The following is a 23765-nucleotide window of genomic DNA, read 5'->3' on the forward strand; positions in this document are numbered from 1 at the left end:
ATCTTGTCATTCGATACGAATGAGCGCCGGGTTGCTGGTGTCGAGCGATACGCCGAGGCTGGCCTTCACCGCGTCGGCGAAGCCTTCCGGGTCGTTGACCCGGAACAGGCCGTCCAACTGCTCGCGGGCGATGCGCGGGTCGGCGATGATGATCTGGCGGCTGTTGTAGCGGTTGAACTCGTCCGCGGCGTCGTAAAGCGTGCGCCCGCCCAGGTCGATCATGCCGCCGCGCCAGGCCAGCGCCCGGTCGACCGAGGAGGAGATGCCCGTCTCGTAGTCTATCACTGCGCTGGCGCTAATTGTCGCGCGATCGCCGGCCTGCAGCCGCATCCGCAAGTCTCGGCCGCCCTCGGCCCAGGTTTCCACCACGCCTTCGGTGACGAGGATTTCCACGCCCATCTCGCGTCGCCGTACCGAAAAGGCCGTCCCCACCGCACGCACGCGCACGTCGCCGGATGCGACGACGAACGGCCGCGTGGCATCCTTGGCCACTTCGAACCAGGCCTCGCCTTGGGTGATTTCGACTTCACGGGCCTGCTGCGCCATCGTTACGGTCAGTTGGCTGCCCGAATTCATCGTCATCACCGAACCGTCGGACAATGGCAGTCGCCTGATTTCGCCAAGCCGCGTCGCATAGGCGGCCGGACTTTGCATCCAGCGCAGCCCCCCGAAGGCCAGCGCCACCGAGGCGGCGATCCCGGCCATCACGCCGCGCCGCCGCCACCGGACGGACGGGGTCTCCTGTGGAGAGACGTCCGTTTGCACCTGCAGATCCTCGGCCAGGGGAGCCAGCGCCAGCCAGTGCGCCTGCACCTGCAGCAGCAGGCCCTGGCGCCGTGTATCCTCGGCCAGCCATGCCTGGAGTTCGGCCTCGTCCGCCGCACTCCACGCATCGCCGTCCATCCGGGCGACGAAGTGCGCCGCCTCGTCGCGGGCTCGTTCGCTGCCCGAGGTCACCATCGGCGCGCCTCCTTCTCACCGGCGGGCGTCATGCGGTTCTCGCTTTGTGCCTCTGCGCGAAGCCAGGCATCGCGGACGGCGCGCACGCCGGTCCATACCTGCTTTTCGACTGCCTTCTCGGTCATCCCGAGATGGTCTGCGATCTCCCTTTGCGACCAGCCTTCGATCTTGCGCAGTTCCACCACGCGGCGGCAGCGTTCCGGAAGCGTGCCGATGATCGCCAGCACCCGTTCGTAGCTGATGCGGCTGGCCGCCTGTTCCTCGGGCGACGGCGTCTCGTCGCGCCAGGTGTCGATCTCGCTGACGGCCTCGAACATCACCACCTGCTGGCGCTTGAGGCGGCGCAGCATGAGGTTGCGCGCGATCGCCGACATGTAGGCGACCGGTTGGTCGATGTGATCCACCGAGGGGAGCATCGCTATCCGGCAGTAGGCTTCCTGCATGACCTCGTCGATATCCTCCGGCGAGAGGCGCGAACGCGCGAGCCATCGGCGGACCCGCGCCTCGTGCGGCACGATCTCGCGCGCGACCCAGACCGCAATCCGGCGCCTCCGGGCAGGTTCGCCACCTGCCCCTGTTGCGTCTGCCTCTCCTGGCGTGACACCCTCCATCAGCGGGCTTGAATTCCCGCTCTGTCCTGCAAGAGACCTGTGGTGGAAGTTTCCTTCCACGTGCGCCATATCTTTTTGCGGCCCAGGCCGACGAGCCCAGCCTTGAGAGCGTGATGCGGTGCTTCTCGGACCCGAACCAATCCCCGATTTCAGTCCGGTGCGGTCAGGGCCGAGCGAATGCTGGTAATGATGGTTGGCGCGGAGGTTTGTAACGCTTCGGCAGCGGGCCCGTAGATGAGCCCGATCGTGCGCCGCAGGGTGAACCCCTCCAGACGCGGCCGAGCGACGCCTGGCGCATGATAGGTTTCAGGCATTACCGTGATGCCCAGGCCCGCTTCCACCATCTGCAGTACGCGCTCGTCGTTCGTCGACTTGTAGGCGAAATGCGGCCTCACAGCCCGGTCGGTAAAATGCCGGCTCGTCTCCGAAAGCGCTTCGCAATGCCGGCGCACGATCATGATGTCCTTGCTGAGCGCCTCTGCGCGGACCACGGGCTGGCATGCAAGCGGATGAGTGAGCGCCATAGCCAGCGAATAGCCCTCGCTGAACAGACCTTCTTCCAAAAACCTCTCGCCGCCCCGACCCACCAGGCTCAAGGCGCAATCGACGCGACCACGAGCGATATGCCCTGCCAGTTCACGCTCGCTTCCTTCGACCAGTTCGATCCGCGCCGCCGGGTCCTCGCGGTGAAGCTCATGGATGACACGGGCCATCGTCGTTCCGGGGATGCTCCTCAGCACGCCGATCCGGATCACCGCCGAATCGTCGGCGTCTGCGACTTGTCGAAGCACGAGATTGAATTCGTTTTCGATCTTGCGGGCATGGACGAGAAACTTGGTCCCGGCCGGCGTCAACTGGACGCGCTGGCTGCTACGAAGGAACAACTTGGCGCCGATAGCCCGTTCCAGCTTGGCGATCCCGACCGACAAGGTCGGTTGCGAGACATTGCATTGCGCAGCGGCGCGGGAGAAGTTGCCATTGTCGACGATGGCAAGGAAATAGCGCAACTGATATCGGTCCAGCATAGATACTGTCTATGATCTACGGCGCCGAAGTTCAATTTTGTTTTGCTGGAGCAATGCGGTAGCGCAAGGGCAAAGGAGAGGCACATGATCGATTTCGACTTCGCACTCGGCGAGAACGCGGACATGATCCGTGAGAGCACCGCGCGTTTCTCCGCAGACCGGATCGCGCCGCTCGCTGCCGAGATCGACGCCAAGGACTGGTTCCCCCGCGAACTCTGGCCGGAAATGGGGGCGCTCGGCCTGCACGGCGTGACCGTGGAGGAAGAGTGGGGCGGCCTCGGGCTCGGCTATCTGGAGCATGTCGTCGCGCAGGAGGAAGTCGCGCGGGCTTCGGCTTCGATCGGGCTGTCCTATGGCGCGCACTCCAACTTGTGCGTCAACCAGCTGCGCCGCTGGGGTAACGATGCGCAGAAGGCGAAGTACCTGCCCAGGCTCGTCTCGGGCGAACATGTCGGCAGCCTGGCGATGTCCGAGGCCGGCGCGGGGTCGGACGTCGTGTCGATGAAGCTCAAGGCCGAGAAGAGGGGCGATCGCTATGTCCTGAACGGGACGAAGTTCTGGATCACCAACGCGACGTATGCCGATACGCTGGTGGTCTATGCAAGGACCGGCGAAGGGTCGCGGGGCCTCACCACTTTCATCATCGAGAAGGGCATGAAGGGTTTCTCGATCGGTCAGAAGATCGACAAGATGGGCATGCGCGGCAGTCCCACCGCCGAACTTGTGTTCGACGATTGCGAAGTGCCGGAAGACAACGTGATGGGGCCGCTCAATGGCGGCGTCGAGGTCCTGATGTCGGGGCTGGACTACGAACGCACCGTCCTTGCGGGCATCCAGCTCGGCATCATGCAGGCCTGCCTCGATACGGTGCTGCCCTATGTGCGCGAGCGCAAGCAGTTCGGCAAGCCGATCGGCGCGTTCCAGCTCATGCAGGCCAAGATCGCGGACATGTACGTCGCGCTCAACAGCGCGCGGGCCTACGTCTACGCAGTGGCGAGGGCTTGCGATGCGGGCCGGACGACACGCTTCGACGCGGCCGGCGCGATCCTGCTCGCCAGCGAGAACGCCATGAAGGTCGCGCTCGAAGCGGTGCAGGCGCTGGGCGGCGCGGGGTATACCAAGGACTGGCCGGTCGAGCGCTACATGCGCGATGCCAAGCTGCTCGACATAGGTGCAGGCACCAACGAAATCCGGCGCATGCTCATCGGTCGGGAACTGATCGGCGCATAAGGACGGGACGGCATTTCGCGGAAAGCGCGGCTTGATCGGAATACCTGCTGCTGCCGATGGGCTAAGGCCTGCCGGTGCACCCGTTCCATTGAAGTAGGGCGCGTTCGACGACAGACCGGCCGGCAACCCGTTCCCGAGCGCCGAGCCGGTCGCCGGGACGGGTAACGCTTTTATGAAGACGCCCGCTAGGACAGTGACAAGTGCCGATTTTCCGCAAGTCGCTCCGTTATGTCCCATAGCCTGGCCGCCTTGGCCGCATCCCAGTCGATCTTTTCGGGGGTCCATGCCTTGGGCTTGCGCAATACGGCGCCGCTTGCGTCCGCCGCGGACGTCTTGGCCAGGCACGTCACGACGTTCCTCGCGGAGTTTTCCGGCGTAGTGCCTACCAGCCCCATCAGCCGCATGACGAGCGGCATGCGCTTGTCCTGCATTGCCTTGGTCTTGGTGGGCCCTACGCAACACGCTGTCAGGGTGACCGGCTTGTCGGCCCAGCGCCTGGTAGCTTCCTGGATGTGCAGGAAGCCAAGTGCGTGCGTACCCAGAACGGCCTTGAAGAACCCCCATTTGCCCTGTTCATATTGCAGGTCGTCGAGGTCCGGGATTGCCGATTTGCCGACGGAGCCGGCGACATGCACGATGCGCCCATCGCCCGACGCGGAGAGGGCGTCAACGAGCAGGCGGTTCGCAAGGGCGCGCGCGAGATACTGCAGCGCGAACGCGAATTCCAACCCGTCGCTGGTCGTCTGATGTTTGCCGAACGCGGTCATGGCGCTATGCGTCAACCCGTGCAGCGTTGGCTTCCAAGCCTTTACGCCGTCCGCCGCGGCCTTCACGCCGGCTACGGTCGACAGATCGGCGGCAAGGAAGGCGGCAGAGGCGGCGCCTTCCTGCTGCAGTTCCGCCACCGCCGCGGCGCCGGCCTGCCTGTCTCGGGCGACCAGCAGGATATTGGCATGGCGGCGGGCGAGTTCGACCGCGGCGGCCTTGCCGATACCGGCAGTGCCTCCGAAGAAAACGAAGTTACCGTTGGCAACATTGCGTTCGTTCTCCATTCGTTGATCCTTCAATTTTGCGCCGCGTGAGCGGCGATCTTGGCGAGCACGTCACGAAATGGGGTCAGCGCACGACCCGACAGGCGCTCGACGTCGTTGGTCAGGATGTCGAAATAACCTTCGACGAACTGCGTCTTGATCTCGACGATCGCGTCCAGCACGTGGGACGGTAGACCCAATGGCTCCATGCCTGCGCGCAGTTGTTCCGGGCCGATCACGACATAGCCTAGGGATTTGCCCAAGACTTCAGAGGCGATCTCCGCTCGTTCCGGACCGCCGATGAGGGCCGGGCCGGTTGCATTGTAGATGGCACCGGCATGCCCCTCGCCCAGTACCGCGCGTGCAACGGCCGTGGCGAGGTCCTCGCGCGAGACATAGCCGACACGTTCGTCGCCGAAGCCGACCAGCACCCCCTGATCGAGAGAACTCAAAATCTCCTCGGCCATCGATTCCGCGTAGTAGTTCATGCGGATGATCGTCCACGTCGACGCGGTACGGATCAGGTGCTGCTCGCCGGTCCAGTAGGCTTCCCCCATTGCCGGGACTTCTGCCCGACGCGTGCCGGCGGCGGAGAGGAAGACGATGTGCGGCACGCCCGCAGCGAAGGCGGCATCGACGGCCGCCTTGATCTGCCTGCCGCGTACACCGGGTCGCAGATCGACACTGGGAATCAGTACCAGGCGGTCGATCCCGGCATACGCCGCTGCCAGCGTGTCGGGGTGGTCATAGTCGCCCCGCCGGGTCTCGCCTTCGACCATAAGCGTCTCCGGCGAGCGCGAGATGGCGACGACCTGTTCGCCGACCCCGCGCGCCTCCAGTTCCCTGACGATCGCCCGCCCGAGGTTTCCCGATGCGCCGCTGATTCCGATCTTCATACTATTACCTTGTATGGCACGAACATTTTGTACGTCACGCTATCTATGGTATCGGTTGGCGCTGGCAAGAATGCACATTCCGGTGCGTCACGAACATCGGTGTTCGTTATCAAGGAGCGAAGACATGGCCTCGGTCGCAGCAGTGGAAGAGCATGATGCAGCGAATGCGAACGATCACGCGAACTGCCGGGCCCTTGGACAGATCCTGGATCGCGTAGGGGACAAATGGACGGTGATGGTGGTGGGCACGCTGTCGCGAGGTCCGCTTCGGTTTAATTCCATCATGCGCGAGATCGGTGCGGTTTCACATCGTATGCTGACGCTGACCCTGCGTGCCCTGGAGCGCGATGGCATGGTGACGCGCACTGCTTACGCGACCATTCCGCCCAAAGTGGAATATGAGCTGACGGTGCTCGGGCGTTCGCTCATCGACCCGCTTCGTATCCTGAGCGCCTGGGCCGTCGAGAATCAGCCGACGATCGAAAGCGCCAGGCGTCAGTTCGACGATGCGACCGGGCAGCGCGAGATCGTGAAAGCCTGAGGCCTGTCGCCGCAACCCGCTGGCGGACGGCTGGGGGGGGGGGGGAGATGGCGCCGCGCCGGGTTGGCCGGATACCCTGACGGAGGTGCTACCCTTGGCGCAACGACCGCGCCCTGTCGATGGATGCGGGCGATGAAGAGCGCTTCGTGCGTGTGGTCGCCAGGTCTCAATATCCAGGATCGTTGGCATCCAGGCGGTGGCGCGCATAAAAATGGAGGCCGTGGTGGCTGAGGTACAGGCATGGTCCACGCGCACCCCAGGTCGGGCGAAGCCTTCCACGAAGCCTGCCTCAAGATCGAGGAACATGCCATCCACGTCAGACGTATTCAGCGTCGCACGGGGCCGGGCGAGATGTAGCCTCGCAAAACCGCAGGGAGGCCGAGCGGTGCAGGTGGGCCGCTGCCGGCGCGGATGGTATTCGCCTAATCGTGCTTCACGGACACGACACGCGGAAAACCTGCGGCGAGATGATCGATCAGCGCTCGGACGGCCGGCGAGAGGCCTCGCCTTGTCGTGAAGACCAGATGTACGATCCCTTGCAGGCCTCGCCATTCCGGCAGGACACGGACCAGGCGTCCCGCCTCCAGCGCGTCCTGGCAGACATGGTCGGGCAATATCGCAGTTCCAAGGCCCGCAACCACGGCATCGCGCACGGTCGCCATATCCTCACACCCCATCCGCGGCTTGATCCGGACGACCTGCTTGCGGCCATCTTCCGTTTCCAGATGCCATTCGAAATCGTCCGCCGCGTCGTCGGTGACCAGGGCAGGGAAATCGGCCAACTGCTCGATGCTGCCAATCTGGCTGGCGATCTGGGGACTGGCGACAAGGATGCGGGTGGACATTCCCAGCGATCGCATGGTCAGCGCGGCGTCGCTCGTCACGCTTGCGCGGACCCGAAGCGCCAGGTCGATCCGATCCTCGATCAGATCGACCGCGCGATCCGTCGCCATAAGTTGCAGCCGGACTTTCGGATAGCGAATCAGGAAGGATGAGATGAGGCCCGATATCGGTTGCAGCATACCCGTCGGGCAACTGAAGCGGATTCGGCCATGGGGTTCGGCCTGCGCCTGCATCACCAGCGCTTCCGCCTGCTCGGCCTCGGCCAGCATCGCCCGGCATCTCTCGTAGAAGGCCTGGCCCGTGTCGGTGACGCGAAAGCGCCGGCTCGACCGCTCGATCAGGCGCAGGCCCAAGCGGTCTTCCAGAGCGGCAATTCGGCGGCTGAGCTTCGACTTCGGTTCGCGCAGCGCCCGTCCCGCTGCGGCGAAGCCGCCGTGGGCGACTACCTCGGCGAAATAGGCATAGTCGTTGAGATCAATCCGCATCATCGTTCCTTTGATGGAACGCTAAGTGTTATTATTGCCGTCTACAAGCTTCATCGTTCTGACTGCATCTATGACGGGCATCGGCGCTTTGCCGGGACCCAAAGGAGACAGACAATGACGAGCAAGTTCGACAACAAGGTGGTGGTGGTAACCGGCGGCACGAGCGGTATCGGCCTCGCCACGGCGAAGGCCTTTGCGGATGCAGGCGCTTCGGTGTTCATCACCGGGCGCCGGCAGGAAAACCTGGACGCCGCGGTGAAGCAGATCGGCGGCCGCGTCACGGGCGTTCGTGGCGACATGGCCAGTCTGGCCGATATCGACAGGCTCTACGATGCGGTCCAGCAGAAGCACGCCCAGATCGACGTCGTCTTCGCCAATGCCGGCGGCGGCGAGATGGCGCCGCTCGGCGCGATTACCGAGGAGCATTACCAGAGCACTTTCGACACCAATGTGAAGGGCGTGCTCTTCACAGTGCAGAAGGCGCTGCCGCTGCTGCGGGACGGGGCCTCGGTCATCCTCACCAGTTCGACCACCAGCATCTCCGGCACGCCGGCGTTCAGCGTCTATTCGGCGACCAAGGCGGCGGTGCGCAATTTCGCCCGGAACTGGATCCTCGACCTCAAGGACCGTCACATCCGCGTGAATGCCGTAAGCCCGGGGCTCACCGACACCGCCGGCCTCAACGAACTCTTCGGCGAAGGCGAGCAGGCGCAGGGCACCAAGGACTATCTGGCGAGCCTGATCCCGGCCGGCCGGATCGGCCAGCCCGAGGAGATCGCCAAGGCCGTGCTGTTCCTGGCTTCCGACGATGCCAGCTTCGTCAACGGCGTCGAACTCTTCGTCGACGGCGGCCAGGCCCAGATCTGACCTGCTCCAGCAGAGCCGGATGGCGGTCCGTTGCGACGGCGATGCCATCCGGTTCCGGACGCTGTGCCTCCGCGAAAGGTTCGGGGTGGTTTCGTTCGTCGCCTGAGCGGCCGTATGGAGACCGCAAAAGACACCAAGATCATGCCGCTCTAACGGCATTCCCCCGGACTAGGGGCATGTTCGCGCAGTTGGTGGACGGCGGTTTGATCGCCGCCGGTGATCCCCCTTTCATACCAGCCCCTGGTTCGCTTCACCAGGGACACGATCGAGAGCATGACCGGGACCTCGACAAGAACGCCCACCACCGTTGCCAGGGCAGCCCCGGAAGCGAGCCCGAAAAGGCTGATGGCAGCAGCCACAGCCAGCTCGAAGAAATTGGAGGCGCCGATCAGCGCCGAAGGTCCGGCAACGCACCAGGCCACGTTCAGGCGGCGGCTCAGCCAGTAGGCGACGCCCGCATTCAGGTAGACCTGGAACAGGATGGGCACCGCGATCAGCACGATGACCAAGGGCTGCCTGACGATCTGTTCGCCCTGGAAACCGAACAGCAGTACGAGCGTCGCGAGCAGGCTCGCGAGGCTGACGGGCGCCAGCGCTTTCAACGTAGGCTCTAGCCGCCCGGTGCCGAGCAGTGCACGGCGCAGGAGCTGGGCAACGCCTACAGGAACGACGATGTACAGCCCCACGGACAGCGCCAGGGTCGCCCAGGGCACGGTAATGGAGGCGACCCCCAGCAGCAGGCCGACGAGCGGCGCAAAGGCGAAGACCATGATGAGATCGTTCAGCGCCACCTGGCTCAGCGTGTAGTTCGGCTCGCCGTCGACCAGGTTGGACCAGACGAAGACCATGGCCGTGCAAGGCGCTGCGGCGAGCAGGATGAGCCCGGCGATGTAGGACGACGCGGCCGCTACGGGGAGGAGAGGGGCGAACAGGTGCCCCAGGAACAGCGTGCCGAGCAACGCCATCGAGAACGGCTTCATGATCCAATTGACGAACAGGGTCACGCCGATGCCGCGCCAGTGCCTCTTGAGGCTGCCGAGTGCGCCGAAGTCCACCCTGAGCAGCATGGGAACAATCATCGCCCAGATGAGACCGGCGACTGCCAGGTTGACCCTGGCCACTTCCAAAGATGCAATGACGGCGAAGACGGCAGGAAACAGGTGGCCCAACGCAATGCCACTGATGATGCACAAAGCGACCCACAGGGTCAGGTATCGCTCGAACAGAGTCATGACGGCGTCCCGTCAGCAGGCGTGGGGCGCAACGGCGCTGCCGCCTCGACGATCTCGCCATCCTCCTTCACGAAGTCAGCCTGCAGGCCGGAGGGCAGCAGATCCACGACGGCCTCGGATGGTCGGCACAGCTTCACGCCGAGCGGCGAGACGACCAGGGGACGGTTTATCAGGATCGGATGCGCCATCATCGCGTCCAGCAGCACGTCGCAACTGAGGGTCTCGTCACCCAGCCCCAGTTCGGCATAGGGCGTGCCCTTCTGACGCATCAGTTCCCGCGGCGTGATCCCGGCACGGCCGATCAGGCGAACCAGCAACTCCCGGCTCGGCGGGGTCTTGAGGTACTCGACGACGTGCGGCTCGATCCCCGTGCTGCGGATCATCGCCAGGGTGTTGCGCGAGGTCCCGCACGCCGGGTTGTGGTAGATGACGATGTCGGTGGTCACTGCATGCTCCTTCGCGTCAGCAGCACGCAAGTTCGGCCAGGAGGGGGACGCACAACTCGGGCCTGCCCTGACAACAGTCCCTCGCCAGGAAAAGCATGACGCCGCGAAGGGCATCGATGTTGGCTCGCTGGATCTGCTGGCGCCCGCGCTTCTCGGAAAGGACAAGGCCAGCCTTGGCCAACACGCCGAGGTGGGTCGAGAACGTACTCTGCGTGAGGCCGGAGGCCTCCACCAGGGCGCCGGTAGAGAGGCCGCCCGGCTCGTGCTGCACCAGGAGGCGGAAGGCGTCGAGGCGGGTGGGATGTGCCAAAGCTGCAAGGATCGAGAGGGCGCTGTCGGTTTCCATGCATCGGAAATAGCCGATGAAATTTCCTGGTCAACACTCAACGGCTATTTCCGATGCATTTCTTCCGCTGACGCCGCCCAGCCTTTCGCCTCCAGCGGAGCTAGCCCCCAAAGGAAGCGTGGTACGGTCCTGGCAGAACAGCGTCCGAACCCGCCTCGCCGGTCGCTGCTGACCGACATCGAAGTTAGCAGCGAGGTTCGCGACGGCTGGCTCCCCTTTCCTTCCGCTTCGGGAAAAGACCATGCTTTGGTCGAATATGGCAATTATCCGCCTTGCAGAGAAATATTTGTCTTACGAAGTATCGTGTCTCCTCGGCCGCCCGGCCGAAAACATATCCCGACAACCTGGGCACGACACGGCAAAATCATCAATTTTGCGGGCGACCTTCCCAACCTGCTCCTAAAGGTCCCGCGACCTTTCCCGCTTGCGGTCCGCGCCGCCCTTGCGATCCAGTCTGGGTGGTTCGATCTGGGCGAGGCGCCCCTCGGTCTCTGCGGCGAGATAACGGATGAAGTACTTCATGCGTAGCAGTCCGAAGAAATCCAGCATGAGCGGCAGGCCGGTCTTCAGCATGTCGGCGGCCAGTTCCTCCCGGATCAGTCCGTCGGTTCGCGCAATAAAGCGAGTGGCTTCGGCATAGGCCAGGTAGTCGGCCGACTTCGTATAGTGATCCAGCACTTCGGGGAAAAAATTGGCCGTCTCCTCGAAGCCGGCCTCCCGCATGCGCGCCCAGATACCGATCAGGCGGGCGTCGGTATAACTGACGCCCGTACCATCGTCGGATTCGACAAGTTCGATCGCACCCAGTGCTGCGAGGCCGCGTGCATCGCGCTCGGCATGGGCGTTGCTCTGGACGAGGACGTCGAGCGGGATCGTTCGATCGTCTTCACCGAAGCGCGCGGCGACCAGGGCTTCCAGATGATGAAAGGCGGGAGCTTCCACGCGTTTGTCGAGATGGTCGCCGCGCAACATCGAACGGATCTGTTCGAGCGTGACCTGGTGTTCCTGCTGGAGATTGCGGACGGCGCGAATCGCACGCACGTGTTCCTCGGTGTAATGCGCCACAGTCGCCTTCGGCTTGTCCGGCGCGGGAACTAGGCCCTTGCGGATCAGGACCCGGATAGTTTCGCGATTTACGCCGGTGCGCTGCTCGAGTTCCCCCATTTTCATCGTCTTATCCTAGTTGCGATTTTGCCACTTGTCACCGGAAGTAAATCAGATTACCAACTACGTATACGCAGTACGGAGTGACTTCCGTTAGCATGGTGAGGCCGATCGCGCAAAGCGGCGGCTTGGGAGACGATGATGTCGGATGCGATCCAGCTCGACCGTGATGAATTACGCCTACCGCCCATCCCTTCGGGTCGCATGCTGATCGGTGGGCAGTGGGTCGCGGGGTCGTCCGGTGCGTCCATCGACGTGGAGGACCCGGCGACCGGCGAAATCTTCGCCAAGGTCGAGGCGGGCGGCGCAGAGGACGTCGACAAGGCGGTGCGGGCAGCGCGCAAGGCCTTCGAAAGCCCGGCCTGGTCGCGGATGCGTCCGCTGGACCGGGCCCGCCTGCTCGAAACGATCGCCCGCAAGATCGAGGAGCATGCCGACGAACTCGCGCTGCTCGAAAGCTTCGACAACGGCAAGGCGTTCGAGCACGCGAAGATGGTGGACGTGCCCGCCGCCGTGGACATTTTCCGGTACATGTCCGGCTGGTGCGCGCGGCTGGGCGGAACCGTGAACCCGATCTCGGGCGACGGGCGGCAGTACCATTCCTATACCGTCCACGAACCGATCGGCGTGGTCGGCCTGATCGTTCCCTGGAACTATCCCCTGGCGATGGCCGCGTGGAAACTCGCGCCTGCGCTGGCGGCGGGCTGCGCAATGGTGCTCAAGCCTTCCGAAGTCACTCCGCTGACGGCGCTGCGCCTGGCCGAACTATGCCTGGAAGCGGGCGTCCCCGAGGGCGTGATAAACGTCGTCACCGGCTATGGTCCCGAAGCGGGCCAGGCGCTTGTGGAACATCCGGGGATCGACAAGATCGCCTTCACGGGATCGACCCGGGTGGGCAAGGACATCGTGCGCACCTGCGCGATCGACCTCAAGCGCGTCACGCTCGAACTGGGCGGGAAGTCGCCGTCGCTGGTGTTTGCGGACGCCGATATCGAGAAGGCGGCGCTGGGCGCGGCGCTGGCGATCTTCTTCAATTCTGGACAGGTCTGCCTCGCCGCATCGCGGCTCTACGTCGAGGAATCGATTTACGATCGCCTGATGGAAGCGATCATCGAAGTGACGCGCGGCTTCAAGCTCGGCCATGGCCGCGATCCGCACACCATGATCGGCCCGCTCGTCAGCCGCGCGCAACAGGACCGCGTGCTTGGCTACATCGGGAAGGGCCGTGCGGCGGGCAACGAATTGCTGCTCGGCGGCGGCAAGGGGCTGGAAACGGGATATTTCGTCGAGCCCACGATCTTCCGCGGCTCGCAAGCCGACAGCGCGATCGTCAAGGAGGAGATCTTCGGGCCCGTCCTCGTCGCCACTCCGTTCAAGGACGTCGACGAGGTCGTGCGTACCGCCAACGACACCCGCTACGGTCTCGCCGCCAACATCTGGACGCGGGACCTGAGCCGAGCGCATCTCGTGGCCAGGCGCCTGCAGGCCGGGATCGTATGGATAAACACCCACGGGTTGAACGACCCGTCCGCGCCCTTCGGCGGCTTCAAGGAATCGGGCTGGGGGCGCGAGGTCGGCGAAGAGGGCGTGCTGAACTACACCGAGACAAAGACCGTCACCGCCCTGCTGGGCGACTGACGGCCATGGCGCGGGGGCGACCTCTCTCCCCGCCTCCGCGCCACGACATTTTTCGAACCCGAGGAACGACCGATGCAGATTACGGCCGCGATTGCGCGCGAGGCCAAGCGCCCCTTTGCGCTTGAACAGATCGAGATCGACGAGCCCCGCGCCGGCGAAGTGCTGGTCCGCCTGGAAGCGGTCGGCGTGTGCCACAGCGACATCGCCGCGCGCGACCAGTCGCTGCCAGTGCAGATGCCGGTGGTGCTGGGCCACGAAGGTGCCGGCGTCGTCGCGCGGGTGGGGCCGGGGGTGACCAAGGTGCAGCCCGGCGACAAGGTCGTGCTCACGGTCGGCTCGTGCGGCGAATGCACCAACTGCAGGCGCGGCGACGTCGCCTATTGCGAGAAGGGCATGAAGCTCAACTACAGCGGCCGCCGTCCCGATGGCAGTGCGACTTTGTGCTGTGGGTCGGAAGCGATCGGCGGCTACTTCTTCGCGCAGTCCTCGTTCGCCACGTACGCCATCGCCACCGAGCACAATACGGTGAAGGTCCACGCCGGCGCCGACCTCACGATGGCAGCGCCGCTGGGGTGCGGTATCCAGACCGGGGCGGGCGCGGTGATGCGTTCGCTGGCGGCCCAGGCGGGGCGCGCCATTGCCGTGTTCGGTGCCGGCTCGGTCGGCCTCAGCGCGGTGATGGGCGCCGTCCTGGCCGGCTGCGATCCCATCATCGTCGTCGAGCCGGTGGAAGCCCGCCGCGCCCTCGCGCTGGAAATCGGCGCCACCCATGCCGTCGATCCTGCTGCGGGCGAGATCCCTGCCGCGATCCGCGCCATCGTCGAGCGGGGGGTGGATTACGTCGTCGATACCACCGCCGTCGATCCGGTGATCCAGGCCGCGCTCGCCTCGCTGGCGCCGCATGGGACGATGGCGTTCCTCGGCGTGCCGAAGAACCCGGAGGCGGTGTTCTCCACTTCGCTGCTGGGGTTCCTCGCCAGCGGCGTCACGCTCAAGGCCGTGATCGAGGGCGACACCGACCCCGACACCTTCATCCCCGAACTGCTCGCCCACTACGAGGCCGGCCGCCTGCCGCTCGACAAGCTGGTCCATACCTATCCGTTCGACCAGATCAACCAGGCCATCGACGACCAGCTCGCAGGGCTGGTGGTGAAGCCCGTGCTCACATTCTGAGGAATTGCCGATGCTTGCCGACACTCTGGACTTCGGTCCCGCCGACTTGCGCATCCCGGACGAGATCGCAGCCAAGGTCGTCGATCCGAACCTGTGCGCCGACGAGGCTTCGTACCACGCCGCGCTGGCCTGGATGCGCGCCAATCGCCCGCTGGGATGGGCGCAGCTGCCCGGCTACGATCCGATCTGGATGGTGACCAGGTACAACGACGTCGTCACCGTGGAGCGGCGCGCAGACGTGTTCCTCAACATGGTCGACAACCCGATCTTCAACCCGCAGGCCGACGACGCCTTCCTCAAATCGGTCAACGACGGCACCTGTCAGGTCGTCGCCGCGTTGACCCACATGGACAACCCCGACCACAAGGTCCTGCGGGCGGTCGCCACCCCCTACTTCTCGCCGGCGCGCATCACCCGGCTGGAAGCGGATATCCGCGTCATCGCCAAGGACGTCGTCGCCAAATTGCTCGCCGGGCCGCGCGAGGTGGACTTCCTCAAGGACTTCGCGCTGGAATACCCGCTGCGGGTCATCATGCGGATGTTCGGCGTGCCCGATGCCGACCTGCCCAAGATGCTCAAGATGACGCAGGAGTTCTTCGGCTCGAAGGACCCCGAGGAGCAGCGCAGCGACATCGAGGTCACTCCCGACATGGCGGCGCGCCAGTTCCACCGCGTCATCCAGGAGTACTACGACTACTTCACCCCCATGACGCAGGACCGCCGCGCCAATCCGCGCGACGACCTGATGAGCGTGATCGCCAATGCCGAAATCGACGGGGAGCCGATCAGCGACTTCTTCGCCAACGGCTACTACATCACCATCGCCACCGCCGGCCACGATACGACCTCGTCCACCACGGGCGTCGGCATGAAGGCGTTGTGCGAGGATCTCTCGCAGTTCGAACGGCTCAAGGCCGATCCCGCGCTGATCGGCAGCTTCGTCGACGAGGCGGTGCGTATGGCGGCACCGGTACGCCACTTCACTCGCACGGCCATCGACGATTTCGAACTTCGCGGTACGCAGATCCGCAAGGGCCAGCGCCTGATGCTGTCCTACCCTTCGGCGAGCCGCGACGAGGAAATCTTCGATAACGCCGATCATTTCGATCTGGCGCGCAAGCGTAACCGCCACCTCTCGTTCGGCTCCGGGCCGCACATGTGCCTGGGCCAGAACCTGGCCAAGCTGGAAATCCGCATCCTTTACGAAGAGCTGATGCCGAACCTCACTTCCGTCCGGATGAACGGAGTGCCTCGCTACATCGAAACCAATTTCGTCGGTGGGCTGAAATCCCTGCCGATAGCCTTCACGACCAACTGACAAAAGACAAACGGGAGAAGAAGAATGAAACTGAGCAACCTTCTTACGGGCGTCGCCGCCATCGGTATCCTGGCGATCCCGGGAGCGGCACTTGCCCAGGATGAGGCGGTGCAGCCCGCCGCCGCCCCGCAGCAGGCCGGTGTCGGCGAGATCATCGTGACCGCGCAGAAGCGTTCGGAATCGCTGAACAAGGTGGGCCTGACCATCCAGGCGCTGTCTGCCGACGACCTCGTCAAGCAAGGCGTCAACGACGTTGCCGACCTTGCCAAGGTGGTGCCGGCGCTGACCGTCGCCAACAGCATCTACAACACCCCCGTCTACACCTTGCGCGGCGTCGGCTTCTACGAGAACTCGCTGGCCGCATACCCCGCCGTCAGCGTCTACGTCGACGAAGTGCCGATGCCGTTCCCGGCGCTGGTGGGGACCGCTGCGCTCGACGTCGAGCGGGTCGAGGTCCTCAAGGGTCCGCAAGGCACGCTGTTCGGCCAGAACGCCACCGGCGGCGCGATCAACTACATCGCCGCCAAGCCCACCGACAGCTTCAAGGCCGGCGTCAGCGCCAGCGTCGACAGCTTCGGCGAAGTCAATGCCGACGGCTACGTCAGCGGCCCGCTGAGCGACACCTTGCGCGCGCGCGTCGCGGTCAAGACCGCGCAGGGCGGCGCCTGGCAGAAAAGCCAGACCCGCCCGGACGACGACAAGCTGGGTGACAAGGAACTGTACATGGGCCGCCTGCTGGTCGACTGGACGCCCACCGACCGGCTCTCGCTGATGCTCAACGTCAACGGCATGATCGACAAGTCCGACCCGCAGGCCGGCCAGTACATCGCGCTGTTCCCGCAGGCCGGCCCGACGGTCGGCGCCGGCCTTGCCGCAACCCCGTTCGCCCAGAACAAGCCGCGCGTCGCCGACTGGAACCCCGATCGCCGGCCCAAGGGCGACGACCGCCAGTGGCAGGCCGCGCTTCGCGCCGACTACGAACTGTCCGACGCGCTGACGCTGACCTCGATCAGCTCCTACATCGACTACAAGCGCAAGCAGACCAACGATCCCGACGGCGTCGCGGTGGAATCGCTGGAATTCCTGTTCGACGGCTCGCTCAAGTCGTTCAGCCAGGAGCTGCGCCTCGCCAGCGACGCCAGCGGTCCGTTCAGCTGGATCGTCGGCGGCAACTACGAGCACACCACCTCGCGCGAGTTCGCCGACCAGTACGCGGGTCAAAGCTCGGTGGTGGCCAATCTCGGCTTCCCGTCGAACACCAACACCTTCTTCCTCAACTCGCAGATCGACAACTACGCGGTCTTCGCCAATGCCGACTACGAGATCGTCCCGAACCTGACGATCAAGGGCGGCGTGCGCTACACCAAGAGCAAGCGCGACGCGCAGACCTGCACCCGCGATGCCGGCAACGGCGGCGCGGCGGGGTTCTTCACCGTGGTCTCGACTTCGGTGCGCCAGGCGATCGATCCTACCGCGGCGCCGACCCCGGCGATCCCGGCGGGCGGCTGCGTGACGCTCGATGCCGCGACCTTCCTACCCACGCTGTACCAGGGCTCGCTCGACGAGGACAACGTCTCGTGGCGCGTGGGCGCCGACTTCCAGGCGCTGCCTGAACTGCTGCTCTATGCCAACGTCTCGAAGGGCTACAAGGCGGGCAGCTTCCTGTTCACCAACGCGTCCAGCACCGACCAGTTCGCACCGGTGACGCAGGAGTCCGTCCTGGCCTTCGAAGGCGGCTTCAAGGCCAGCCTGTTCGACCGCCGCGCCCAGTTCAACCTTGCCGGCTTCTACTACCAGTACACCGACAAGCAGATCCGCGGCAAACGCATCGACCCGGTGTTCGGCGTGCTCGATGCGCTGGTCAACGTCCCCAAGTCGAGCCTCACCGGCGTCGAGGCGGAAATCCAGGCCGAGCCGGTCGACGGGCTCAAGCTGCGCTTCGGCGGCACTTACATCATGACCCGGATCGACGAGTACACCGGCGTCGGCTTCAGCGGCGGCGTCAAGAACTTCGAGGGCAACCCGATCCCCTTCGCGCCCGACCTCTCGCTGAACCTTTCGGCCGATTACGAGTTCGCCCTGAGCGACAGCGTCAATGCCTTCTTCGGCGGGACGATGACGCACAACAGCTCGACCTACTCGGTGATCGATACCGTGCCCACCGCCAAGCTGAAGGCCTATACACTGGTTGACCTTCGTGCCGGGCTGTCGTTCGCCGATGATGCCTACCGGATCAGCGTTTTCGGAAACAATGTCACTAACGAATATTATTACACCAATGCACCAATTTTGTATGATACACAGGTCCGGTACACGGGGCGGCCTGCCAGCTACGGCGTAGCGGTGTCGGCACGCTTCTGACGGTCCGCGCCGGGGAGGGGGGCAAGCCTCCTCCCGGCGCAGGTGAAATAAGAGGAGCCTGAAACTTGCGCGGTACGATGATGACGAATCCCATGCTGCTCTCGCGGCTCATAGATCATGCGGCCGACCATCACGCGACCACCCCTTTCGTATCGCGTCGCATCGACGGGACGATCGAGCGTTCCGACTGGGCCCGCATGCGTACGCGGGCGAAGCGGCTAGCCAATGCGATGACCGCGCAAGGTTTCAAGGTCGACGATGTGGTGGGGTCGCTGGCGTGGAACACCTCGAACCACATCGAGCTGTTCTATGGCGCACTGGGCATCGGCGTCGGCCTCCACACGCTCAACCCGCGCCTCACCGCCGACGACTTGCGCTACATGATCGAGAAAGTCGGCGAGACGACGGTGTTCGTCGATGCAGACACCCTGCCGCTGGCCGAGCAGGTCGCCGCCGTCACCGGCATGGTCACCCGCTGGGTCTTCATGGACGAGCCGGGCGCGCCCGTTCCCGAAAGCACGCTCCCCGGGTTCGTGACCAAGACCGCCTTCATCGGCGACGCCTCTGACGATTTCGCCTGGCCCTGCTTCGACGAGAACCAGGCGGCGACGATCTGCTTCACCTCGGGCACCACCGGCAGGCCCAAGGGCGTTGCCTATACCCATCGCTCGATCACGCTGGGCTCGATGAACATGTCGATGGCCGACATGTACGGCACCCACCGCCGGGGCGCGGCCGAGTGCATGATGCCGATCGCGGCGATCTTCCACGCCAACGGCTGGATGATGCCCTTCACCGCGCCGATGAACGGGCACAAGCTGGTGCTCAACGGTCGCGACTTCTCGCCCGAGAGCCTGGTCGAGCTGATCGACACCGAAAAGGTGACGATCACCGGCGCCGTGCCGACGATCTGGATGGACCTGTTCGATGCCGCGGACCGCATGGGCTCGAAGCTGGAGACCGTGCGAACCGGCCTGCTTGCCGGTACCCGGCCTTCGCGCGGGCTGGCAGAGCGGTTCGAGAGGTTCGGCATCACCCTGTGCCAGTCCTGGGGCATGACCGAAGTGCCGGGCTGCTCACGCAGTGCTCCGCCGGCCGGAGCCGAGGACTGGACTCCCGAGGAACAGCGCGAACACCACCTGGCCCGCCAGGGCCGGATCGGTTTCCTGTCGGAAATGCGGATCGTCGACGACGACGGCAAGGTGCTGCCCTTTGATGGCGAGCATGCCGGGCACTTGCTGGTACGCGGCCCGATCGCATCGGGCAGCTACGTGGGGCTTGCCGAGGAGGAAGCCTTCGAGTGGCTCGAAACCGGCGACATCGCGCGGATCTATGCCGATGGCTCGATGGAGATCGTCGATCGCGCCAAGGACGTCATCAAGTCGGGTGGGGAGTGGATCAGCACGCTCCAGCTCGAATCCGCCGCCGCCAGCCATCCCGCCATCGCCGAAGCGGGCGTAATCAGCGTGCCCCATCCGCGCTGGCAGGAGCGCCCGCTGATGCTGGTGACTCTGGCCGAGGGCGTGAACGAACTCGACGCTGCCGCCGTGCGTGAGCACATGCTGGCCTTCGTGGCGAAGTGGTGGCTGCCCGACGAAATCCGCGTTGTTCCCACGATGCCGCGCACGAGCACCGGGAAACTGGACAAGATGGCACTGCGGCGGCTTTATGCGCAGCGATCGGAGAACATCATCGCATGAGCGGCAGCATCCTGGAAATAGAGAGCCGCGGCGCTATCGAGATCGTCACGCTCAACCGGCCCGAACAGCTCAACGCGCTATCTCCCGAACTGGCGCAGGCGCTGCTGGACTATTTCAGGGCGCTGGTCGACCGGCTCGACGTGCGTGTCGTCCTGCTGCGCGGGGCGGGGCGGGTGTTCTGCGCGGGGGCGGAACTGGGCTCGGAGGCCTTCGCCGAAGGCGGGCCCGGCCGTAACCAGCGCCAGTTGGCCATGCAGCGGCTCTATTCGGGCATCGTGCGGGCCATGCGTGCTTGTCCGCAGCCCGTAATCGCACTCGTCCATGGCGCTGCCTGCGGAGCCGGCTTCTCGCTGACGCTGGCGGCAGACGTGCGCATCGCGGCGGAGGATGCCCGGTTGAATGCTGCTTATCTGCGCGTCGGCCTGGGCGGCTGCGACATGGGCTCGGGCTACCTGCTGCCCCGGCTCGTGGGCCTGTCGGTGGCGTCGGAACTGCTGATGACCGGCAACTTCATCGCCGCCCCGCGCGCTCTCGCGAGCGGACTGGTGAGTTCGGTGGTCGCCAACGAAGACCTGCTCGATGCCGGGCTCGCGATGGCGCAGGACATGCTGCGCGCCTCGCCGATGGGCCTGCGGATGACCAAGGAGACGCTGGGCCTGACGATCGATGCCCCGAGCCTGGAAGCGGCCCTGACGCTCGAGGACCGGCAGCAGTGCATGCTGCTCTCCACCGCCGATCACGAGACGGCGGTGGAAGCCTTCCGGACCCGCAGCGTGCCGGAGTACCGCGACCTTTAGCTTGCACCGGCCGCCGTTCCTGCGCGATCTGCCGGCTTTAGCCGAAGCCAGCGGGGTGGGAAAGTCCCGGTGCCTGCCAGAGCGCGGTTCCGTAGGGTTTTTGCGTTCTCCAACACACCCCGTCATCGCCGCTAAGGCGGGCCCGAAGGCCGGGCGTCGTCGTCCGGCCTTCGGGTTATGTTACAGCAGCCCCCCGATGCCGGACAGCCCGCCGAGGTAGGCCGGGACCACGCCCGAGCGCGCCAGGGCATGGTCAAGCTGCAGGCGGGCAACATCGTCGAAATCGGCGACGAGCGGTTCGCACCGAGCGTACAGCGCGGCGAGCGCGATCATCGCCTCGTCGTTCGCCCTGATCCACAGGTCGCGGCCTGCGCGCGTCTGGACGGGGCCGGCATCCGCTCCGCGATCGACGAAGAATGCCTTTCGCAGGCCCGGGCTGTCCGCACGCGCCTGCTCCACCAACCGCGCGATCGCCGCGTGTGCGCTCTCCACTTCCGCAGGCAGGAGGCCTTCTTTCGCCGCCTTGTCGTAGGATTGCTTGCCGAGGAACATGGTCCGGATCATGTTGCGCGGCTCGATGCGCTGGATCAGTCCGGCGAAAACCGACATTTCGGCACGGATCGCACCGTCGATCGGCTGGACCAGGCCGAACTCCACGCAATCGAGAATGGCGAGAGGTGCGGGCTCGTGGCCCAGCATGCGGGCCAGTTCCCTTGCGCGGTGGCGCTCGATGGCCTCCGCGATCTCCGCATGGGGAAGGGGAACGTGATCGGGCCTGTCCCAAGGCTGGGTGCCGTGCGCGGCCTGCGAAAGCAACCAGTTCTCCGCTGCGTCGATTTCGGCCCCTTCCTCGACGATCTCGCCGACCAGGCCCGCGGACAGTGCCTCGGCTCCCTGATAGGTGCGGCCCAGCAGCAGCACGTCGAGACCGGCCTCCACACCGACGAGGCGCGGCATGCGCTGCGTGCCTCCGGCACCGGGAAGCAGTCCCACCGCATGTTCCGGCAGGCCCATGATTGCGCGGCGCGAGTTGGTGAGCACACGGAAATGCGCTCCGAGAGCGAGTTCGCACCCTCCGCCCAGAGCGACGCCCGCGATAGCCGCGGCGATGGGCTTGCCGGCGGTTTCCAGGCGGCGGATCGCATGGCTGAGCGGGAAGAAGTGGTTGAACGCGATATCGAAGCGATCCGCCTCGGGTGCGGCCACGATCATCTCGTAGGCGACACCGAGCTCGGTCAGGTCGGCGCCAGCGCAGAATCCGGAGGGCTTGCCGGAACGCAGGACGACGCCGCGCACTTCATCGGTGCGGTGGAGCCATTCGGCGAATGCGGCGAGTTCGTGAATCGCCTTGTTCGAAAAGACGTTCATCGTCCGGCCGGGGCAGTCGAATACGAAGTGGATGATGCCGTTGTCGCGCCGTTCGATGCGAAACTGGGTCAGGTCGGGAATGGTAAGGGTCATGAGGTCTCCTGCGCCTTCTGGCGGGGCTTGCGGATCTTGCCGGCATCGTCACGTACCGGGCTGGTGGTGAGGTCCAGGCTTCGCGGGTGCTTGGGCAAAGCCAGGACGGACTTGAGAAATTGGCTCAGCATGTCGATCGTCAGCGGTGCTTCGGTTTCGACAAGGACATGAGGGATGGCTCCCAGATCGGCGTCCGGGATGCCCCAGGCTGCGCAGCCCCTGACATCGGGATGCTGCAGGATGGCGGCCTCGATTTCCGCGGGCCATATATTGACACCGCCCGAGATGATGAGGTCGTCCTTGCGGTCGACGAGGTGGAGATGGCCGATCTCGTCGAGCCAGCCCGTGTCTCCCACGCTCTCCCACCCGTCCGGCGTCGCATTACGGGGAGCCCCGATGTAGCGGTAGGTAGAACCGGGGCCCGTGGCAGGCATGGCGACGATTTCACCTACGGAAACGGCAGGCAGATCGCTGCCGTCCTCGGCGAGTACCCTGATCCGCACGCCGTCCATGGGTGGTCCGACGGACCCGGGATTTTCGAGCCATTCGCGGCCACCGATCCAGCACCGGACCAGCCCCAGCCGCGCGCTGTAGCGATCGAGTTCCCCGAACGTCCAGCGTTCGTCGCCCTGCACCAGCGCGGTGCGAAGGGGATCGACCCGATCACAAAGCGTGGCGAGGGCAAGCCTGGTCATCTCAGAACGCGACTTTGTCGCCGCCCTTGAGCGCGAGGATTTCGCGGGCTTCGGCCGGCGTCGCGATCTCGCCGCCGAGCCCTTCGATGATCTGGCGCACCTTGCTGACCTGCTGGGCGTTGGTCTGGGCCAGTTGCCCCTTGCCGATCCACAGCGAATCCTCGAGCCCCACCCGGACGTGCCCGCCCATGCTCGCCGCCATCGCCGCGACCGGCATCTGGTTGGCGCCGGCGGCCAGCACCGACCAGCGGTACGCGTCGCCGAACAGCCGGTCGGCGGTGCGCTTCATGTGCATCACGTCTTCCGGGTGCGCGCCGATGCCGCCGAGCAGGCCGAAGCAGGTCTGGATGAACAGCGGGCCCGACACGAGGCCCTCCTTCCAGAAGTAGTGCAGGTTGTAGAGGTGGCTGGTGTCGTAGCACTCGAACTCGTAGCGGGTGCCGGTGGCGTTCAGGGTTTCGAGCGCATAGCGGATGTCCTTGAAGCTGTTGCGGAACACCAGGTCGTGGCTGGCCTCGAGCATCTCGGGCTCCCAGTCGTACTTCCACTCCCGATCCTTCTTGAGCATCGGGAACAGGCCGAAGTTCATCGAGCCCATGTTGAGGCTGGCGACTTCGGGCTGCCAGGTCTGCGCCGGCTTCACGCGGTACTCGACGGGCATGTAGGGCGAGGCGCCGGTGGTGATGTTGACCACCACGTCGCTTGCCTGCTTGATGACCTGGAGGAAGGGCGCGAAGTCCTCGGGGGTATGGACCGGCTTGCCCGTCTCGGGATCGCGGGCGTGGAGGTGGACGATCGCGGCGCCGGCCTCGGCGGCCTCGAGCGCGCTGCGGGCGATCTCCTCCGCCGTCACCGGCAGGTAGGGCGACATCGAGGGCGTGTGGATCGAACCCGTGATCGCGCAACTGATGATGGTCTTGGCCATGTCTATCCTCTCTTCTTTTG

Annotated in this window: 22 protein-coding genes; 9 read left to right on the plus strand and 13 right to left on the minus strand. The window is 65.1% G+C overall.

The genetic code is table 11. The features are described from left to right. Positions 1 to 6: 6 nt before the first annotated feature. The 3 genes from ACFFDA_RS05765 to ACFFDA_RS05775 form a co-directional block, all read right to left on the minus strand. The gene (locus tag ACFFDA_RS05765) at positions 7 to 960 is read right to left on the minus strand and encodes a FecR family protein (RefSeq protein WP_404476863.1); all 954 of its coding nucleotides are present in this window, start codon (positions 958 to 960) and stop codon (positions 7 to 9) included. After that, positions 954 to 1475, minus strand: coding sequence for an RNA polymerase sigma factor (locus tag ACFFDA_RS05770; protein WP_404476866.1), 522 nt, complete (start codon positions 1473 to 1475; stop codon positions 954 to 956). Before ACFFDA_RS05770 ends, ACFFDA_RS05765 begins: the two co-directional genes overlap by 7 nt. 245 nt (positions 1476 to 1720) lie before the next feature. After that, on the minus strand, positions 1721 to 2596 hold the full coding sequence (locus ACFFDA_RS05775; RefSeq protein WP_404476868.1) for a LysR family transcriptional regulator: 876 nt from the start codon (positions 2594 to 2596) through the stop codon (positions 1721 to 1723). Between the two features lie 84 nt (positions 2597 to 2680). Between ACFFDA_RS05775 and ACFFDA_RS05780 the strand changes: the two genes are divergently transcribed. Next, a complete protein-coding gene (locus ACFFDA_RS05780) occupies positions 2681 to 3826 on the plus strand; it encodes an isovaleryl-CoA dehydrogenase (protein WP_404476871.1) in 1146 nt (381 codons plus the stop codon). 185 nt (positions 3827 to 4011) lie between these two features. Here the strand turns inward: ACFFDA_RS05780 and ACFFDA_RS05785 are convergent, their stop codons facing one another. Both ACFFDA_RS05785 and ACFFDA_RS05790 read right to left on the minus strand, forming a co-directional pair. Then, positions 4012 to 4878 (minus strand): SDR family NAD(P)-dependent oxidoreductase, encoded by an 867-nt coding sequence (locus ACFFDA_RS05785; RefSeq protein WP_404476874.1) that lies wholly within the window; start codon positions 4876 to 4878, stop codon positions 4012 to 4014. Between the two features lie 11 nt (positions 4879 to 4889). Further along, positions 4890 to 5753, minus strand: coding sequence for an NAD(P)H-binding protein (locus ACFFDA_RS05790; protein WP_404476877.1), 864 nt, complete (start codon positions 5751 to 5753; stop codon positions 4890 to 4892). A 124-nt stretch (positions 5754 to 5877) separates the two neighbouring features. Here ACFFDA_RS05790 and ACFFDA_RS05795 point away from each other — a divergent pair, with 124 nt between their 5' ends. Beyond that, entirely contained in the window at positions 5878 to 6294 is a 417-nt protein-coding gene (locus ACFFDA_RS05795; protein WP_404476880.1) for a winged helix-turn-helix transcriptional regulator, read from the plus strand. 422 nt (positions 6295 to 6716) lie between these two features. Here the strand turns inward: ACFFDA_RS05795 and ACFFDA_RS05800 are convergent, their stop codons facing one another. Then, a complete protein-coding gene (locus ACFFDA_RS05800; RefSeq protein WP_404476883.1) occupies positions 6717 to 7625 on the minus strand; it encodes a LysR family transcriptional regulator in 909 nt (302 codons plus the stop codon). Between the two features lie 111 nt (positions 7626 to 7736). On the opposite strand from ACFFDA_RS05800, the gene ACFFDA_RS05805 reads away from it, so the two are divergent. Further along, positions 7737 to 8489: an SDR family NAD(P)-dependent oxidoreductase gene (locus ACFFDA_RS05805; RefSeq protein WP_404476885.1), complete on the plus strand. Its 753-nt coding sequence runs from the start codon at positions 7737 to 7739 to the stop codon at positions 8487 to 8489. A gap of 149 nt (positions 8490 to 8638) precedes the next feature. Here ACFFDA_RS05805 and arsB read toward each other — a convergent pair whose 3' ends face one another. From arsB to ACFFDA_RS05825, 4 genes are all read right to left on the minus strand, one after another. Further along, positions 8639 to 9721 (minus strand): ACR3 family arsenite efflux transporter, encoded by a 1083-nt coding sequence (gene arsB, locus ACFFDA_RS05810; RefSeq protein ID WP_404476887.1) that lies wholly within the window; start codon positions 9719 to 9721, stop codon positions 8639 to 8641. Beyond that, complete coding sequence (arsC, locus tag ACFFDA_RS05815; protein WP_404476889.1) at positions 9718 to 10167, minus strand: arsenate reductase (glutaredoxin); 450 nt, start codon at positions 10165 to 10167, stop codon at positions 9718 to 9720. Before arsC ends, arsB begins: the two co-directional genes overlap by 4 nt. A gap of 16 nt (positions 10168 to 10183) precedes the next feature. Then, a complete protein-coding gene (locus ACFFDA_RS05820; RefSeq protein ID WP_404476891.1) occupies positions 10184 to 10513 on the minus strand; it encodes an ArsR/SmtB family transcription factor in 330 nt (109 codons plus the stop codon). A gap of 399 nt (positions 10514 to 10912) precedes the next feature. Further along, a complete protein-coding gene (locus tag ACFFDA_RS05825) occupies positions 10913 to 11683 on the minus strand; it encodes a MerR family transcriptional regulator (protein WP_404476894.1) in 771 nt (256 codons plus the stop codon). 132 nt (positions 11684 to 11815) lie between these two features. Between ACFFDA_RS05825 and ACFFDA_RS05830 the strand changes: the two genes are divergently transcribed. The 6 genes from ACFFDA_RS05830 (at position 11816) to ACFFDA_RS05855 (ending at position 20664) form a co-directional block, all read left to right on the plus strand. Continuing rightward, on the plus strand, positions 11816 to 13315 hold the full coding sequence (locus ACFFDA_RS05830) for an aldehyde dehydrogenase family protein (RefSeq protein WP_404476896.1): 1500 nt from the start codon (positions 11816 to 11818) through the stop codon (positions 13313 to 13315). A gap of 72 nt (positions 13316 to 13387) precedes the next feature. Further along, positions 13388 to 14488 carry an NAD(P)-dependent alcohol dehydrogenase gene (locus ACFFDA_RS05835; RefSeq protein WP_404476899.1) on the plus strand — a complete coding sequence of 367 codons (1101 nt, stop codon included), beginning with the start codon at positions 13388 to 13390 and terminating at the stop codon, positions 14486 to 14488. 10 nt (positions 14489 to 14498) lie between these two features. After that, on the plus strand, positions 14499 to 15806 hold the full coding sequence (locus tag ACFFDA_RS05840) for a cytochrome P450 (protein WP_404476902.1): 1308 nt from the start codon (positions 14499 to 14501) through the stop codon (positions 15804 to 15806). 24 nt (positions 15807 to 15830) lie between these two features. Continuing rightward, positions 15831 to 18167 carry a TonB-dependent receptor gene (locus tag ACFFDA_RS05845; protein ID WP_404476905.1) on the plus strand — a complete coding sequence of 779 codons (2337 nt, stop codon included), beginning with the start codon at positions 15831 to 15833 and terminating at the stop codon, positions 18165 to 18167. A 77-nt stretch (positions 18168 to 18244) separates the two neighbouring features. Next, positions 18245 to 19867, plus strand: a complete 1623-nt coding sequence (locus ACFFDA_RS05850; protein WP_404476908.1) for an AMP-binding protein — start codon at positions 18245 to 18247, stop codon at positions 19865 to 19867. Further along, a complete protein-coding gene (locus ACFFDA_RS05855; protein ID WP_404476910.1) occupies positions 19864 to 20664 on the plus strand; it encodes an enoyl-CoA hydratase/isomerase family protein in 801 nt (266 codons plus the stop codon). Before ACFFDA_RS05850 ends, ACFFDA_RS05855 begins: the two co-directional genes overlap by 4 nt. 180 nt (positions 20665 to 20844) lie before the next feature. Here ACFFDA_RS05855 and ACFFDA_RS05860 read toward each other — a convergent pair whose 3' ends face one another. Genes ACFFDA_RS05860 through ACFFDA_RS05870 form a run of 3 tightly spaced genes read right to left on the minus strand, consistent with a single transcriptional unit; the run spans position 20845 to position 23745 of the window. After that, on the minus strand, positions 20845 to 22125 hold the full coding sequence (locus ACFFDA_RS05860) for an enoyl-CoA hydratase-related protein (RefSeq protein WP_404476912.1): 1281 nt from the start codon (positions 22123 to 22125) through the stop codon (positions 20845 to 20847). Beyond that, on the minus strand, positions 22122 to 22820 hold the full coding sequence (locus tag ACFFDA_RS05865; protein ID WP_404476914.1) for a hypothetical protein: 699 nt from the start codon (positions 22818 to 22820) through the stop codon (positions 22122 to 22124). Before ACFFDA_RS05865 ends, ACFFDA_RS05860 begins: the two co-directional genes overlap by 4 nt. 1 nt (position 22821) lies before the next feature. Further along, complete coding sequence (locus ACFFDA_RS05870; protein ID WP_404476915.1) at positions 22822 to 23745, minus strand: 3-keto-5-aminohexanoate cleavage protein; 924 nt, start codon at positions 23743 to 23745, stop codon at positions 22822 to 22824. Positions 23746 to 23765 lie beyond the last annotated feature (20 nt).

Source organism: Novosphingobium sp. BL-52-GroH, from assembly GCF_044813085.1.
Lineage (GTDB): Bacteria > Pseudomonadota > Alphaproteobacteria > Sphingomonadales > Sphingomonadaceae > Novosphingobium.